This window comes from Pseudomonas sp. N40(2020), assembly GCF_014472415.1.
In the GTDB taxonomy this organism is placed as follows: domain Bacteria; phylum Pseudomonadota; class Gammaproteobacteria; order Pseudomonadales; family Pseudomonadaceae; genus Aquipseudomonas.
Genome location: NZ_JACSZV010000008.1, coordinates 14,298 through 27,363, shown reverse-complemented (window position 1 = coordinate 27,363; position 13,066 = coordinate 14,298). Strand labels below are relative to the sequence as shown.

General features: G+C 58.0%; 13 protein-coding genes. 9 read left to right on the top strand and 4 right to left on the bottom strand.

Annotated features, from left to right (window positions below; all coding sequences use genetic code 11):
- Positions 1–7 precede the first annotated feature (7 nt).
- The gene (gene norR / locus IAI51_RS08030) at positions 8–1,567 is read right to left on the bottom strand and encodes a nitric oxide reductase transcriptional regulator NorR (RefSeq protein WP_187677980.1); all 1,560 of its coding nucleotides are present in this window, start codon (positions 1,565–1,567) and stop codon (positions 8–10) included.
- Positions 1,568–1,730: 163 nt separating this feature from the next.
- Here norR and hmpA point away from each other — a divergent pair, with 163 nt between their 5' ends.
- The 9 genes from hmpA to IAI51_RS07985 all read left to right on the top strand — a co-directional run bounded on the left by hmpA (position 1,731) and on the right by IAI51_RS07985 (position 10,712).
- Complete coding sequence (gene hmpA, locus IAI51_RS08025) at positions 1,731–2,912, top strand: NO-inducible flavohemoprotein (RefSeq protein WP_187677979.1); 1,182 nt, start codon at positions 1,731–1,733, stop codon at positions 2,910–2,912.
- 218 nt (positions 2,913–3,130) lie between these two features.
- Entirely contained in the window at positions 3,131–3,691 is a 561-nt protein-coding gene (locus IAI51_RS08020) for an ester cyclase (protein ID WP_187677978.1), read from the top strand.
- Between the two features lie 25 nt (positions 3,692–3,716).
- The gene (locus IAI51_RS08015; protein ID WP_187677977.1) at positions 3,717–4,226 is read left to right on the top strand and encodes a disulfide bond formation protein B; all 510 of its coding nucleotides are present in this window, start codon (positions 3,717–3,719) and stop codon (positions 4,224–4,226) included.
- Between the two features lie 825 nt (positions 4,227–5,051).
- Positions 5,052–5,993 carry a ubiquinol oxidase subunit II gene (gene cyoA, locus IAI51_RS08010; protein ID WP_187677976.1) on the top strand — a complete coding sequence of 314 codons (942 nt, stop codon included), beginning with the start codon at positions 5,052–5,054 and terminating at the stop codon, positions 5,991–5,993.
- A gap of 3 nt (positions 5,994–5,996) precedes the next feature.
- Positions 5,997–8,027, top strand: a complete 2,031-nt coding sequence (gene cyoB / locus IAI51_RS08005) for a cytochrome o ubiquinol oxidase subunit I (protein ID WP_042560959.1) — start codon at positions 5,997–5,999, stop codon at positions 8,025–8,027.
- 3 nt (positions 8,028–8,030) lie between these two features.
- Complete coding sequence (gene cyoC, locus IAI51_RS08000) at positions 8,031–8,654, top strand: cytochrome o ubiquinol oxidase subunit III (protein WP_187677975.1); 624 nt, start codon at positions 8,031–8,033, stop codon at positions 8,652–8,654.
- Positions 8,654–8,989 (top strand): cytochrome o ubiquinol oxidase subunit IV, encoded by a 336-nt coding sequence (gene cyoD / locus IAI51_RS07995; RefSeq protein ID WP_007916940.1) that lies wholly within the window; start codon positions 8,654–8,656, stop codon positions 8,987–8,989. The genes cyoC and cyoD overlap by 1 nt, the downstream gene beginning before the upstream one ends.
- Before the next feature lie 10 nt (positions 8,990–8,999).
- Positions 9,000–9,887, top strand: coding sequence for a heme o synthase (gene cyoE, locus IAI51_RS07990; protein ID WP_187677974.1), 888 nt, complete (start codon positions 9,000–9,002; stop codon positions 9,885–9,887).
- A 333-nt stretch (positions 9,888–10,220) separates the two neighbouring features.
- Positions 10,221–10,712: a RidA family protein gene (locus IAI51_RS07985; protein WP_187677973.1), complete on the top strand. Its 492-nt coding sequence runs from the start codon at positions 10,221–10,223 to the stop codon at positions 10,710–10,712.
- A gap of 69 nt (positions 10,713–10,781) precedes the next feature.
- Here the strand turns inward: IAI51_RS07985 and IAI51_RS07980 are convergent, their stop codons facing one another.
- The 3 genes from IAI51_RS07980 to IAI51_RS07970 form a co-directional block, all read right to left on the bottom strand.
- Positions 10,782–11,486, bottom strand: a complete 705-nt coding sequence (locus tag IAI51_RS07980; protein WP_187677972.1) for a hypothetical protein — start codon at positions 11,484–11,486, stop codon at positions 10,782–10,784.
- Positions 11,487–11,617: 131 nt separating this feature from the next.
- Positions 11,618–12,034 (bottom strand): GNAT family N-acetyltransferase, encoded by a 417-nt coding sequence (locus tag IAI51_RS07975; RefSeq protein ID WP_187677971.1) that lies wholly within the window; start codon positions 12,032–12,034, stop codon positions 11,618–11,620.
- A 54-nt stretch (positions 12,035–12,088) separates the two neighbouring features.
- Complete coding sequence (locus IAI51_RS07970; protein ID WP_187677970.1) at positions 12,089–12,994, bottom strand: LysR family transcriptional regulator; 906 nt, start codon at positions 12,992–12,994, stop codon at positions 12,089–12,091.
- Between the last annotated feature and the right edge of the window lie 72 nt (positions 12,995–13,066).

The following is a 13,066-nucleotide window of genomic DNA, read 5'->3' as shown; positions in this document are numbered from 1 at the left end:
GGGGGGCTTAGCTTTTCATCCCCAACCGCTTGGCCATCCGTCCGAGGTTGGCTCTATCAAGCCCCAACTCCCGCGCCGCACTCGCCCAGTTATCCTGATTGCGTTCCAGCGCCGCACTGATCAACCGCCGCTGATACTCCTCGGTCGCGCTGCGCAAATCCCCGCTGATCAACGGCATCGCCGCGACAACCCCGGCAATCGGCTCGGGCGAGTTATCCACAACCTCACGCGGCAAATCCAGGTCCGCCGCACTCAGGCTGAGGATTTTCGGCCGCACCTTGCAGTTGCCCAAAGCCTTCAACGCACTGCGCCCGATCAAGTGTTCCAGCTCACGTACGTTGCCCGGCCAAGTGTAGGCGAGCAGGGCTTCCTGAGCGTCGCTGGTGAGCCGCAGGCTATTAAGGCCCATGCGCGAGCGGTTCTGTTCGAGGAAGAAACCGCTTAGCAGCAATACGTCACGGCCGCGATCACGCAGAGCCGGCACCCGCAACGGGTACACGCTCAGACGATGATAAAAGTCGGCCCGGTAGCGGCCACTGCGCACTTCTTCGGCCAGATCGCGGTTGGTCGCGGCGATCAGGCGTACGTCGACCTGATGTTCCTTGTCCGAACCCAAACGCTGCAACTGGCCGCTTTGCAGGACCCGCAACAACTTGGCCTGCACGGTCAGCGACAGCTCGCCGACTTCATCGAGAAACAGCGTGCCGCCATTGGCCAGTTCGAATTTGCCACGGCGGTCGCTGGTGGCGCCGGTGAAGGCGCCGCGCACGTGGCCGAACAGTTCGCTTTCCACCAGTGTGTCGGGCAGTGCGGCGCAGTTGAGGCTGATGATCGGTTTGTCGGCACGCTTGGAGGCTGCATGTATCGCCTGAGCCACCAGTTCTTTGCCAACCCCGGTTTCACCCGTGATCAACACGGTCAGATCGCTGCCTCCGACCAGATTGATTTCTTCCACCAGATGTTTATGCGCCTTGCTCTGGCCGATCATTTCGCGGCTCTGCTGACCGCTGGCCTGACGGTAGACCTCGGCGCGCTGGTGCTCGTCTTCAGCGCGGATTGCCAGCCGTTCGATGCGCTCGGCGGCGTTGACCGTGGCCGAGGCGAGGCTGGCGAAGGCTTGCAAAGCGTCCAGTTCGATCGGCTCGAAACGCTCGGGGTCGAGGGCATCGAGGGTGATCAGGCCCCAGAGTTTTTCATCGACAAACAATGGGCAGCCGAGGCAATCGTGAACTTCGAGGTGATCGTCGAGGCCGTCGACCAGACCGTCGTAGGGATCAGGCAAGTCGCTGTCGGCGGCAAATCGGGTCGGCCCTCTACCCGCCAGCAGCACTTCAAAGCGCGGATGCTCGCTGACTTTGAAGCGCCGGCCCAGGGTGTCGATGCTCAAACCATCGACTGCCAGCGGCACCAGCGATTCACCGTCGAGGCGCAACAACGCGGCGGCATCGCACGGCAGCAGGGCGCGCATGGCTTCGAGCAGGCGTCGGTAGCGTTCACCCTCGGGCAGTTCGCGTGAGAGGTCGGATACGAGGGGAAGCAAAGCGGTGAGCAGGGATTTGGCAGTCATGGTCTTGTAGTCAAAGAGACAAGATGTAGTCGGGATGACTATAAAGAGCTTTGAGTCGATTTGACTACTATGTTTTTAAGCTGCTGATTTATATGAATAAATTAGTTGGCATGGAAACTGATAAGCCTAGGTAACTTTTAAATGAAGCTCAGGAGTCAACCTTATGCTTAGCGTCCAGGATCGTGCCATCGTCAAATCCACCGTGCCTCTGTTGGAAAGCGGTGGTGAAGCGTTGATTACCCACTTCTACCGCATGATGCTCGCCGAATACCCGGAAGTCCGCCCGTTGTTCAACCAGGCCCACCAGGCCAGCGGCGACCAACCGCGTGCCTTGGCCAACGGCGTGTTGATGTACGCGCGGCATATCGATCAGCTCGACCAGTTGGGCGATCTGGTGGCGAAGATCATCAACAAGCACGTAGCTCTGCAAATCCTCCCGGAACACTACCCGATTGTGGGTGCCTGCCTGCTGCGCGCCATCTCCGAAGTGCTCGGCGAAGAGATCGCCACGCCAGAAGTGATGAGTGCCTGGGGCGCGGCTTACGGGCAACTGGCTGATATCCTGATCGGCGCCGAAACCGCCATCTACGACCAGAAAGAGCAAGCCGTCGGCGGCTGGCGCGGGGCGCGGGAGTTCATTGTGGCGGCCAAGGTCGAGGAGAGCGCGGAAATCATTTCGTTCTACTTCGAGCCAGCGGACAAAGGCCCGATCCTCGCAGCCGAGCCGGGTCAGTACATCGGTATGAAGCTGATCCTCGACGGTGAAGAAATCCGCCGCAACTACTCGCTGTCGGCACTGGCGAACAACGGTCAGTACCGCATCAGCGTCAAACGCGAACCGGGGGGCCGAGCCTCCAATTATTTGCACGATCAACTGCATGTCGGCGCGAGCATTCAGCTGTTCCCGCCATCGGGTGAGTTCATCCTGACCGCCAGCGACAAGCCGCTGGTGCTGATCAGTGGCGGTGTCGGCATCACCCCGACGCTGGCGATGCTGGAAGCGGCGCTGGAGACTGAGCGTCCGGTGCATTTTATCCACTGCGCGCGCAATGGCAGCGTCCACGCGTTCCGCGACTGGATCGATGAGTTGGCCGAACGTCATCCACAGCTCAAGCGTTTCTACTGCTATGCCGAAGATGACGGCGTGAGCCCGGCGGCGGACAAGGTCGGGATGTTGAGCGAGGAGTTGCTCGGCGAGTGGCTGCCGGCGCAGCGTGATGTCGACGCTTACTTCCTTGGGCCGAAAGGTTTCATGGGGGCGATCAAGCGCCATTTGAAAGCACTGGGTGTGCCGGAGAAGCAGAGCCGGTATGAGTTCTTCGGGCCGGCTGCTGCTTTGGAGTGATCTGAAACCGCGTCGCCTTCATTCGAGAGCAGGCTCGCTCCCACAGGATTTGTGTTCAACGCAGATCCAATGTGGGAGCGAGCCTGCTCGCGATTGCCGTTACACGATCCTGATTCGTAAAAAGTGTTTAAAGGTTAATCGTTTCTTAACCGGTTTATCGTTTATTCCCCGATGCTGATGATAGGCGCTCGTTCGTTTACCTGATCAGGATCGCCCTAATGTCGCACCTCACCTTGTCCCGTCATTTCAGCCTTGCCGCTCTGGGCCTGTCGGCCGCTTTGCTGGCCAGTCCGTTTGCCTCTGCCGAATCGGCCTTGATCAAACCGCAGACCCTGATTGTCGATCAGAGCCTGCCCAAGGCACAGGCGCAAGCCATGGAGCTGGCGGCGCGGCGTTATGGCAGTTTCTGGAACAGCGGTGAAGAGGCCTTGGCCACCGCCGCCTTGTCGCCGCAATTTGTCGACAAGACCCCACCCGAAGGTCGGGTGCAGGGGCCGACCGGGCCATTGCTGGCGTCGAAGTTTTTTCGCACGGCGGTGCCTGACTTGAGTTGCGAGATCGAGCAAATGATCGTCGCCGGTGATCGCGTGGTAGTGCATTTGCACTTTCGCGGGCATTTCACTGGCACGTTCAAGGCTCTCAAAGGGCAGGGGCAGCGTGTAGACTTCCGGGCAACCGATATCTATCAGATCGACAACGGTCGCATTGCGGCCAATTGGCATATCGAAGACAACATCAGCCTGATGGCGCAACTGCAAGCGCAGCCGCCGGCCAGCTGAACCATGGACATATAAGGGAAACGCGATGAGCGAGGAAACGATTCGACTGGGACGTGAGCGGCGCTTTCTGGTGCTGCTGGGCATCATCTGCCTGGCGCTGATCGGTGGCGCACTGTACATGCAGATCGTGCTCGGCGAGGCGCCGTGCCCACTGTGCATTTTGCAGCGCTATGCGTTGCTGCTGATCGCGCTGTTCGCGTTCATCGGCGCGGCCATGCGAACCAAGCGCAGCATCACCGTGTTCGAAGCGCTGGTGGTGATTTGCGCGATTGCCGGCGCCGGCGTGGCGGGGCATCACGTGTACACCCAGTTCTATCCGGCAGTGAGCTGCGGTATCGACGTGTTGCAGCCGATTGTCGATGATCTGCCGCTGGCGAAGATCTTCCCGCTGGGCTTTCAGGTCGACGGTTTCTGCTCGACCCCGTACCCGCCGATCCTCGGTCTGTCGCTGGCGCAATGGGCGCTGGTGGCGTTCGTGCTGGTGGTGATTCTGGTGCCACTGCTGACCTCGCGTAACCGAAAAGCACTGCGCTGAGTCAACTATTCGGCTGATTGGCCGATACAGAAAACGCCCCGATTTGCGGTTCAGCAAATCGGGGCGTTTTGCATTTCAGGGTGTTTGTGAAAACACCGTGACGAACGGCAAGGGAGGGTGCGGCAGATGTGCGACATGTTGTCACACAGACCGTGTCGCAGGCCGTCGCAGCGACACGGATTGGTGCGCTGTTACAAAAAAGGATTGGTCTGTTTCATTGAATTTTGGCTTTTGCACGCGTGTGCCAGATCAAGCAGTTTTAACAAGCGCAGGCAAATGGCCAGAAGCCTTGGGGTATCGGGCTTTGCGCTGATCCGGCATTCAGGAAATGCCTTCGGAGCTGTCTGAACTGAGGCGTGTACACCTACAAAATTTGGTGTTTTTGTTGAGAATCGATTTCGATAACATGCGGCACTTTTGCAAAAATGGCGATGGATTGTTGCTCGAACGGATAAAAATTATTTCGGGATAAGACATGGTGTATAGGGCGCTACCTATCTACAATCGCCCGCACTGAATTCCCGGCACTGTTCAGCCTTTATTAAGGAGGCGAGCAGGAAGTCGGGTGTCGAGTAAGTCGTGAGGCTTTCAAGACACCCAGGTGTCGGTGCCTTCCAACTTTCCGCACCAAATGGAATTGGTCTGTAACAAGGCCTTTGACCACGAATTCGAATAAGAACTGACCGCTGTCCCAGGTTTTGTCGAGCGTCTGACGCGCGACGGGCGGCCCTTATTCAATCCAAAGAAAATGCCAACCCTTGGCAGGGTGAAGTGTTGGCGATCAAAACCCAACTGCATTGCGCAAGCTGCTTTAGAGGTCGTGAGATGAGTAAAAACAGGTACCCCAGATTACTAGGCCTAGTGCCGCTGCTCGGCACGTTGTTGCTGGGAGGCTGCAACATGACCTTGCTCAATCCAACGGGCCAGGTTGGCCTGGAACAGCGCAACCTGATCATCACCGCGACCCTGCTGATGCTGTTGGTTGTGGTGCCGGTCATCGTCATGACCTTCCTGTTCGCCTGGAAGTACCGCGCCTCCAACAAAGACGCCATCTACACCCCGAAATGGTCGCACTCGACCAAAATCGAAGTGGCGGTCTGGACCATCCCGGTGCTGATCATCATCGCCCTGGGTTACATCACTTACATTTCGACCCACGAACTGGACCCGTATCGTCCAATTCAATCCGACGTCAAGCCTGTGACCATCGAAGTGGTCGCGCTGGACTGGAAGTGGCTGTTCATCTACCCGGAACAAGGCATTGCCACGGTCAACAAGATCGTGTTCCCGGCGCACACGCCAATCAACTTCAAGATCACCTCCGATGCCGTGATGAACTCGTTCTTCATCCCGGGCCTGGGCGGCCAGATCTACGCGATGGCGGGCATGCAGACCAAGCTGCACCTGATCGCTGACCGCAACGCTGAAATGGACGGTATCTCCGCCAACTACAGCGGCGCGGGTTTCACCGGCATGAAGTTCAAAGCTATCTCCACCACTCAGGAAGATTTCGACGCCTGGGTAAGTGAAGTCAAGAAGTCACCTAAACAGCTTGATCAGGTTGAATACGCAGCCCTTGCCAAGCCGAGCCAGAACAACCCAGTCGAACTCTACTCCTCGGTCACGCCGAACCAGTTCCAGATCATCGTCGACAAGTACGAAGGTATGAAGCCGGGCAAGCCGCTGAAGCACGAGAAGAAAGAGAAAGAAGTGGCGGCCACGGAAATTGACTCGAGTTCGCATTCAGCTGCCGGGGCAGAGGAGTAAACGATGTTTGGTAAATTAAGTTGGGAAGCAGTCCCATTCCACGAGCCGATCGTGATGGTGACCATCGCCATGATCGCCCTCGGTGGTCTGGCGCTGTTCGCTGCAATCACTTACTTCAAAAAGTGGACTTACTTGTGGACCGAGTGGCTGACGTCGGTCGACCACAAGAAAATCGGCGTGATGTACATCATCGTCGCCATGGTCATGCTGCTGCGCGGTTTTGCCGACGCCATCATGATGCGTACCCAGTTGGCCATGGCCACGGAAGGTTCGCCTGGCTACCTGCCGCCTGAACACTATGACCAGATCTTCACCGCTCACGGTGTGATCATGATCATCTTCATGGCGATGCCATTCTTCACCGGCCTGATGAACCTTGCAGTGCCGCTGCAGATCGGCGCGCGTGACGTTGCGTTCCCGTTCCTGAACTCCCTGAGCTTCTGGCTGCTGGTATCCGGCGTTGTGCTGATCAACCTGTCCCTGGGCGTCGGCGAATTCGCCAAGACCGGTTGGGTTGCTTATCCACCGCTGTCGGGCCTGCAATACAGTCCTGGCGTGGGGATGGATTACTACATCTGGGCGCTACAGCTATCCGGGTTAGGTACGACGCTGACGGGGGTCAACTTCCTGGCCACCGTGCTGAAAATGCGTACCCCTGGCATGAAGCTGATGGACATGCCGATCTTCACCTGGACCTGCACCTGGGCTAACGTCCTGATCGTGGCTTCGTTCCCGATCCTGACCGCTACCCTGGCACTGCTGACCCTCGACCGTTACATGGATTTCCACATTTTCACCAATGAACTTGGTGGCAATCCAATGATGTACGTCAACCTGTTCTGGGCCTGGGGCCACCCTGAGGTATACATCCTGATCCTGCCGGCATTCGGCATCTTCTCGGAAGTGATCTCGGCGTTCACCGGCAAGAAACTGTTCGGCCACCACTCGATGATCTACGCTTCGGGCGCGATCTCGGTACTGGGCTTCATGGTTTGGCTGCACCACTTCTTCACCATGGGTTCGGGTGCGAGCGTCAACGCCTTCTTCGGTCTGGCGACGATGCTGATTTCCATCCCGACGGGTGTGAAGCTATTCAACTGGCTGTTCACCATCTACCAGGGCCGTCTGCGCTTCACCAGCCAGGTTCTGTGGACGCTGGGCTTCATGGTGACCTTCGCCATCGGCGGCATGACCGGCGTACTGCTGGCCATCCCGGGTGCTGACTTCGTTCTGCACAACAGCCTGTTCGTGATCGCGCACTTCCACAACGTGATCATCGGCGGTGCGGTATTCGGTTACATCGCAGGTTTCGCGTTCTACTTCCCGAAAGCGTTCGGCTTCAAGCTGCACGAAGGCTGGGGTAAAGCAGCGTTCTGGTTCTGGATCTCGGGCTTCTTCGTCGCGTTCATGCCGCTCTATGCACTGGGCTTCATGGGCATGACCCGTCGCCTGAACGCCACCACCAACCCTGAGTGGGTACCGTACCTGTACGTTGCCATGTTCGGTGCGGTGATGATCGCTGTCGGTATCGCTTGCCAGCTGATCCAGCTGTACGTGTCGGTGCGTGACCGCAACAAGCCAGAGAACGTTTGCGATCACGGTGACCCGTGGAATGCACATACCCTGGAATGGTCGACCTCGTCGCCACCTCCGTTCTACAACTTCGCTGTGCTGCCTAAGGCTGACTGCATCGATCCGTTCACCGAAGCCAAGGAAAACGGTACTGCGTACCAGCGTCCGGCCAAGTACGAGCCGATCCACATGCCGAACAACACCGCTACTGGTGTGGTGATGGGCGCACTGTTGACCGTCTTCGGTTTCGCAATGATCTGGCACATCTGGTGGCTGGCAATCGCGAGCCTGGTAGGCACTGTCGTCTACTTCGTGATCCACGCTGCACGTGACGATCAGGGCTATATGGTTCCGGTTGAAACGATCGAGCGCATCGAAGCCGAGCAGCACAAGCGTCTGGTTGCGGCAGGGAAAATCCCGGCCGGTGCCACCCGTGTTGAAACCTCGTTGGAACAGGCTTAAACCATGTCGAATTTAGTGACCAATGCCGGACACGCCCATGGTGAACATGGGCACGATGACCATCACCACGACTCGGGCGAGATGACCGTATACGGTTTCTGGCTCTACCTGATGACCGACTGCATTCTGTTTGCGTCGATCTTCGCGGTGTACGCAGTACTGGTAAACAACGTTGCCGGTGGCCCGTCGGGCCACGAAATCTTCGAACTGCCATACGTGCTGGGCGAAACCGCTCTGCTGTTGTTCAGTTCGATCACCTACGGCTTCGCCATGCTGGCGTTGTTCAAAGGTAAAAAGCAGCAGGTTCTGGGTTGGCTGTTCATGACCTTCCTGCTCGGCGCCGGCTTTATCGCCATGGAGATCAACGAGTTCCACCTGCTGATCTCCGAGGGCTTCGGTCCTAGCCGTTCGGGCTTCCTGTCCGCGTTCTTCACCCTGGTCGGTACCCACGGTCTGCACGTATCCGCGGGTCTGATCTGGATGGGCATCATGATGTACCAGGTCAACAAGCACGGCCTGACGGCGACCAACAAGACCCGTCTGAGCTGCCTGAGCCTGTTCTGGCACTTCCTGGACGTGGTGTGGATCTGCGTATTCACCGTTGTTTACCTGATGGGGACTCTGTAATGGCTAATGCACACTCCCATGACAGCCATGATGCTGGCCACGGCAGCGTAAAGTCGTACGCCATTGGCTTCATCCTGTCGGTGATCCTGACCGTTATCCCGTTCGGCCTGGTGATGTACCCGAGCCTGCCGAAGGCGACGACGCTGGCAATCGTTCTGCTGTTCGCAGTGATCCAGGTGATTGTTCACCTGTATTACTTCCTGCACCTGGACCGTTCCATCGCTCAGCGTAACAACGTGATCGCGTTTGTCTTCACGGCCATCGTGATCGTGCTGCTGGTTGGCCTGTCGCTGTGGATCATGTTCAGCATCCACACGTACATGATGGCGAAGTGAGGTAGACCCGATGTCGCTCAAGCACTTTATCCAAATCACCAAACCGGGGATCATTTTCGGTAACGTGCTTTCTGTGGCAGGCGGGTTCTTCCTGGCCTCGAAAGGGCATGTCGATCTGGCGGTGTTTCTGGCAGCCATGATCGGCACCTCCCTGGTTGTAGCCTCCGGTTGCGTGTTCAACAACTGCATCGACCGCGACATCGACCTGAAGATGGAACGCACCAAAAACCGGGTGCTGGTCCAGGGCTTGATCTCCCTGAAACTGGCCCTGGTCTACGCGACCATCCTTGGTGTTCTCGGCGTTGCATTGTTGTACAAGGTGGCCAACCCGTTGGCCGCCCTGTTCGCGGTAATCGGCTTCGTGATCTACGTCGGCTTCTACAGCCTGTACCTCAAGCGCAAGTCGGTTCACGGCACGCTGGTGGGCAGTCTGTCGGGCGCCATGCCGCCAGTGATCGGTTACGTCGCCGTAACCAATAGCTTCGACATGGCCGCGCTGGTCCTGCTGGTGATGTTCAGCCTGTGGCAGATGCCGCATTCCTACGCCATCGCGATCTTCCGCTTCAACGATTACCTGGCCGCATCGATTCCGGTGTTGCCAGTGAAGCGCGGGATTCAAGTGGCCAAGAAGCACATCCTGCTCTACATCCTGGCGTTCCTCGTGGCGACCTTGATGCTGACCTTCAGCGGCTACGCCGGCATGAGCTACCTCGCCGTCGCCGCGGCCATGGGCATGTACTGGTTGTACATGGCCTGGACCGGCTACAAGGCAGTGGATGACACAGTCTGGGCACGCAAGCTGTTCGTGTTCTCGATCTTCACCATCACCGCGTTGAGCGTCATGATGTCCCTGGACTTCAAGGTGCCGAGCGAGCTGCTGCTGACGTACGCGCCGTAAGGTTTCGAAGCTTCAAGAAAAACCCCGTCTATCGAGAGATAGGCGGGGTTTTTTGTTGGCTGGCTTTCGGTGATCGAGGCGTCGGCAATCGCGAGCAGAGGCCATTTCGACGCGATACCTTTGTAGGAGCTGCGGCACGCTGCGATCTTTTGATCCTGATCTTTAAAACTACAATCAAAATCCAAAGATCGCAGCGTGCCGCAGCTCCTACAGGGTTAGTTGCGGTATCGGAGTAAACCCCCTAGATTTGGATCCAGCCACGACAGTGATTGCGCCACGCCATTCCTCAGGTGCTCGACTGTTATTCACGCATCAATCAAAAGGCTGGGCGAAATGACAGAGAGGATGACCTGCGACGAACGCTTCATTGCCCTGGCACAAGAGCTCAACTACGACATCTACGGCGAGAACACCGCCGGCGGCAATTACGCGCCGCTGATCCGACATCACGATGAGCTGTACATCAGCGGCATGGTGCCGCGCACCCATGGCAAGATTCAGTACCCCGGTCGCGTTGGCCTGGAGTTGACCCTCAAGGATGCGCAGGCCGCTGCCAGCATCAGTGCGATGCGCTGTCTGGCGTTGATCGTCGATGCGGTGGGGTCGCTGGACAAGATCCGGGCGTTGTTGCGGGTCACGGTGTACGTGAAGTCCACCCCAGACTTTGTTGACCTGAGCGAGGTGGCCAACGGCGCATCGGATGTGTTCAGTCATGTACTCGGCGATGCCGGGCGGCACACGCGCACCACGGTCGGTGTCTATCAGTTGCCGAAGAACGCGGCGATCGAAGTCGACATGATTGCGGCATTGCACGCCGACGCATAACCCGCCCGCCGGAAAACAAAAAGCCCCGCCTGAATCTTAGTGCGGGGCTTTTCTGTCAGCGTTGCCGTATTACTGCGCGGCGATGCTGTAGCCATCGAACGCGGTCTGCTGTTGCAGGGCGGTGATGATGTTCTTGCGGTTGACCGCGTGTTCAGTGCCAGCGTTGTCGACGAACGTTTCGCCGTCGACTTCGGCTTCTTCGCCTTCACCGACGAAGGTGAAACCGAGGAACTCCAGCGCTTCACGATCAACGCTCAGGCGCGAACGTGGCGTGCGCAGTGGCAGGGTCACGCTGCTGCCGTCCTTGCTGATGGTGAAGATTTCGACTTCTTTCTTCGCCCGTGCCGCTTTGCTCTTGCCGCCGCTCGGGTTGCTGATCGCCAGATGCGTATGGTTCAGCACTTTGAGCGCCAGACCGTAAACGATTTCCTGGAACGCCGGATCGTCCTTGAAGCTGGACAGGATTCGGCCGATCGAGAACTTGCTGCTCAGGTCTTCAAGCGCGGCAATGTCCGCAGCTTCGGCGTCCTTCAGGGCCTTGAGTTCACCCATCAGTTCGTAAGCCTTGTCGTCGTCGAAGCGGTCGTGTGCCTGACGGATCGCGGTGCGCAGTTCGCGGATCTGGTCGCTTTCGCGGGTCGACTGAAAAGCGTCCAGCACCATCTCGCTGATGATTTTGGCTTGTGGCAGGTGTTGTGAAAGATTGATGGAGTTTTCGTATTCCGCTTTGGACGATTCGGTGACTACGGATTCAGCGGTGTTGAAATCGGACATTGAAATTTCACTACTTTTTAACTTGAGTGGAGATGAGCAAGCACAGGGCTTTTTCAGGTCGACTAATTTAGGGGAGCGGGGCAGCGTTGTCACGGAGCAACAGTCTGCCGGTCGAGTTTTTTGCCCTTTGCTCAGTGCTCGCTCTGTTTCAAGCGTGGGCGCTCCATGGCAATCACCGACGCCTCAAAACCCAGACTGGCGAAAAACGCCTCCGCACCTTCACGGCCGGCACGCAGCACCCAAGTGATATCGGGGGTGTCGCCCATCACATGTTCGACCAGTGCGCGGCCAACGCCTTCGCGCCGATGTTGGCCGTCAACCACCACCATCGACAGGTAACCGTTGGATAAACCGTCAGTGATGCCACGGGCGAAACCGATGATTTGCCCGTCCTTGAAGGCGACGGCAGTACGCTGAGAGTTCTGGATCAGTTGGGCAAAATATTCGGCGGCGCCCGTGCGATGTCCCCAGCCATGCAGGCCTAAAAAGCGCCTTGCCGATTCCACTTCGGCGGGTTGCAGATCGCGTACGGTGAGTGCGTTGTTCATTGGCTGTCGAGTCCTTTGCCTGCGTTGATTTGAGTCTGCTTCGGGCGTCCGTCGTCAGGATCTGCCCCATGCTTTCATCGCGAATTCGACAAAGCGCCGCAGCTTCGGCAGTCGATAGCGATCCGGGGCGTAGAGCAAGTGCAATGGGCGACTGGGCGGTTGGTAGTCGGGAATGACCGTGACCAGTTTGCCGTTGCGCAGGTCCTGTTCCACCAGCGCGTCAGGCAGCATCACGATGCCCATGCCGGTGCGTGCGGCCTGATGCAAGCCGGCGGAGCTGTTGATCAGCATCGGGCCGCTGACGTCGACCATGATTTCTCCGTCCGGACCACTGAGGCGCCAGCGCTTTTCCACTGATTGCCAATCGTCGCCGGTAGGGTAGGCGAAGGACAGGCAGTCATGCTGTTGCAGGTCTTGCGGTGTGAGGGGCATGCCGCGTCGTGCCACATAGTCCGGCGATGCGCAGACCGTCAGGGTGTAGTCGATCAATGGCCGCGCAATCAGGTTGGACTGCTCGAAGTTTCCCAGCCGGAAGGCGACATCGAGGCCGTTTTCCATAAGGTCCGGGCGGCTGTTGGTCAGCACCACGTCGAGTTTGACCTGCGGCCATTGCAGGGAATACTCACTGAGCGCCGGAGCCATGCGTTCAACGCCGAAGGTCAGGGGAGCGGTAATTCGCAGGATGCCACGCGGCTCATCAAGGGCCTGTTCGGCAAGTCGTTCGGAGTCCGCCACGAGCCCCAACACGTCCAGACAACGCTGGTAGTAAACGCTGCCGAACTCGGTGAGGCGCTGGCGCCGGGTGGTGCGTTGCAGCAGTTGCACGCCGAGCCGTTGCTCCAGGGCTCGCAGGTGATTGCCTACCATCGTCGTCGACATATCGCACTGCAACGCGGCCGCGGTCATGCTCCCCGCTTCGACAACTTTGACGTAGACGCTCATCGACTGAAACAGATCCATTATCAAGCTCTGCTTTTAAATGATTGAAGTTCTGCCGAGTTTATCCAGTTCTGGTGGCTAACCATACTGCAA

What these genes read in the sequence shown, in the direction of transcription:
- norR (WP_187677980.1), bottom strand. Translation starts at nt 1,567, where the DNA reads ATGACTGCCAAATCCCTGCTCACCGCTTTGCTTCCCCTCGTATCCGAC.
- hmpA (WP_187677979.1), top strand. Translation starts at nt 1,731, where the DNA reads ATGCTTAGCGTCCAGGATCGTGCCATCGTCAAATCCACCGTGCCTCTG.
- IAI51_RS08020 (WP_187677978.1), top strand. Translation starts at nt 3,131, where the DNA reads ATGTCGCACCTCACCTTGTCCCGTCATTTCAGCCTTGCCGCTCTGGGC.
- IAI51_RS08015 (WP_187677977.1), top strand. Translation starts at nt 3,717, where the DNA reads ATGAGCGAGGAAACGATTCGACTGGGACGTGAGCGGCGCTTTCTGGTG.
- cyoA (WP_187677976.1), top strand. Translation starts at nt 5,052, where the DNA reads ATGAGTAAAAACAGGTACCCCAGATTACTAGGCCTAGTGCCGCTGCTC.
- cyoB (WP_042560959.1), top strand. Translation starts at nt 5,997, where the DNA reads ATGTTTGGTAAATTAAGTTGGGAAGCAGTCCCATTCCACGAGCCGATC.
- cyoC (WP_187677975.1), top strand. Translation starts at nt 8,031, where the DNA reads ATGTCGAATTTAGTGACCAATGCCGGACACGCCCATGGTGAACATGGG.
- cyoD (WP_007916940.1), top strand. Translation starts at nt 8,654, where the DNA reads ATGGCTAATGCACACTCCCATGACAGCCATGATGCTGGCCACGGCAGC.
- cyoE (WP_187677974.1), top strand. Translation starts at nt 9,000, where the DNA reads ATGTCGCTCAAGCACTTTATCCAAATCACCAAACCGGGGATCATTTTC.
- IAI51_RS07985 (WP_187677973.1), top strand. Translation starts at nt 10,221, where the DNA reads ATGACAGAGAGGATGACCTGCGACGAACGCTTCATTGCCCTGGCACAA.
- IAI51_RS07980 (WP_187677972.1), bottom strand. Translation starts at nt 11,486, where the DNA reads ATGTCCGATTTCAACACCGCTGAATCCGTAGTCACCGAATCGTCCAAA.
- IAI51_RS07975 (WP_187677971.1), bottom strand. Translation starts at nt 12,034, where the DNA reads ATGAACAACGCACTCACCGTACGCGATCTGCAACCCGCCGAAGTGGAA.
- IAI51_RS07970 (WP_187677970.1), bottom strand. Translation starts at nt 12,994, where the DNA reads ATGGATCTGTTTCAGTCGATGAGCGTCTACGTCAAAGTTGTCGAAGCG.